Below are 1,902 nucleotides of genomic sequence, written 5' to 3'. Positions count from 1 at the left end.
GCCCAAGCCGGCCGGCGAGCCGCGCCGCACCCGCATCGCCGTCACGCTGAACCTCGGCAACGACCTGAAGGTGCGCGGCCACGGCCTGGACAGCCGGCTGCGCGGCGAGGTGAAGCTGACCCAGGTGGACGACGGCGGCCCGCAGCTCAACGGCACCGTCAGCGCGGTGGGCGGCACCTATGCCGCCTACGGCCAGAAGCTGGAGGTCGAGCGCGGCGACATCGCCTTCGCCGGCCCCTATGACAACCCGCGCCTGGACGTGCTGGCGATCCGGCCGGACGTGGACATCCGCGTCGGCGTGGCCGTCACCGGCACGGCGCTGAGCCCGCGGGTCAAGCTGTTCTCCGACCCCGACATGGCCGAGACCGACAAGCTCTCCTGGCTGCTGCTGGGCCGCGCGCCCGACACCCTGGGCCGCACCGACACCGCGCTGCTGCAGCGGGCCGCGCTGGCCCTGCTCTCGGGCGAGGGCGAGAGCACCTCCGGCAAGCTGATCAAGAACCTGGGCCTGGACGAGCTCTCGCTGGCGCAGAGCGACGACAGCACCCAGGGCACCATCGTCCGCTTGGGTAAGCAGTTATCCCGACGGTGGTACGTCGGCTACGAGCGGGGCCTGAACGCCACCACCGGCAGCTGGCAGCTGATCTACCGCATCGCCCAGCGCTTCACGCTGCGCGCTCAAACGGGTGAGGACAACGCGCTGGATCTCATCTGGCAATGGAAGTGGGAGTGAGGGACATCTAGGGGAAATACCCGATCGGCCAATGCCGATCGTCCTTGCATTATTAACCATCCAGTTAGTTGTCAAAAGTGAGGATGGCAATGATGTTCCAGTCTTTCGGGCTCCAGCACATCGGGCTCACCGTGCCCGACATGCGTCAGGCGGTGTCCTTCTTCGAGCGCTTCTTCGGCGGCGTGGTGGTGCTCAGCACCGGGGCGCTGGACGTCGACGCCACGTTCATGCAGCGCAAGCTCGGCGTACCCGGCGACCGCCGCATCAGCGACATCCAGGTGATGCGCTGCGGCAATGGCACGAACCTGGAGCTGTTCGAGTACGAGAACGAGGCCGTCACGCCCATCAAGCGCAACTCCGAGATCGGCGGCTTCCACCTGGCCTTCCAGGTGGACGACTGCTTCGCCGCCGCCGCGCAACTGCGCGAAGCCGGCATCGAGGTGATGGACGGGCCCACCCATATCGACGAAGGGCCGATGGCGGGCCTGGACTGGGTGTACTTCAAGACGCCCTGGGGCCAGTTCATGGAGCTGGTCAGCCTGGGCCGCCTGGGCTACGAGGACACGAGCCCGGTGCGGGCCTGGTCGCCGCTGGACTGAACCAAGGAAGGACCGACAACATGCCCCAGGAAATCATCTTTCCCGCCCCGCAGACCTTCGCGCTGCAGGACTACGAAGACACCCCGCTGCAGCCCGGCGAGATCCGCGGCCGCACGCTCTGCACGCTGGTCAGCCAGGGCACCGAGCTGAGCTGGGCGGCCGGCGACAGTTTCCCGATCCGGCCCGGCTATGCCGCGGTGTTCGAGGTCGAGGCGGTCGGCAGCGCGGTGCAGGGCGTCGCCCTCGGCGAACGGCGCTTCTGCATGGGCCCGCACCGCTCGACGCAGACGCACGAGGCGCGCAACACCCTGCCCCTGCCTGCCGGCCTGGCGCCGGAGACGGCCGTGCTGGCGCGGCTGATGGGCGTCTCGATGACCACGCTGATGACGACCCGCGCCCGGCCCGGTGACCGGGTCGTCGTCAGCGGCGCCGGGCCGGTGGGCCTGCTGGCGGCGCAACTCTTCGTGATCGGCGGCTACCGGGTCGCCCTCGTCGAGCCGGACGCCCGCCGCCGCGAGCAGGCCCGCGCCGCCGGCATCGCCGATGCCCACGAGCGCATGCCGCTGGCCG

At 69.7% G+C, this 1,902-nt stretch carries 2 protein-coding genes and 1 pseudogene; all 3 read left to right on the top strand.

Translation table 11 applies throughout. The features are described from left to right. Nucleotides 1-733 (top strand): translocation/assembly module TamB domain-containing protein (locus tag B0W88_RS31505; protein ID WP_198938000.1); only part of this gene is annotated, 733 nt, incomplete at its 5' end. Between the two features lie 92 nt (nucleotides 734-825). Next, complete coding sequence (locus tag B0W88_RS31500) at nucleotides 826-1,332, top strand: VOC family protein (RefSeq protein ID WP_077038386.1); 507 nt, start codon at nucleotides 826-828, stop codon at nucleotides 1,330-1,332. Between the two features lie 20 nt (nucleotides 1,333-1,352). Then, nucleotides 1,353-1,902 (top strand): annotated as a pseudogene (locus B0W88_RS31495) (hypothetical protein); the annotation flags it as partial.

This window comes from Pelomonas sp. KK5 (assembly GCF_001984095.1).
Classification (GTDB): Bacteria; Pseudomonadota; Gammaproteobacteria; order Burkholderiales; family Burkholderiaceae_C; genus KK5.
Note: the sequence above shows the minus strand (reverse complement) of the source record. Positions and strands in the feature narration are given on the sequence as shown.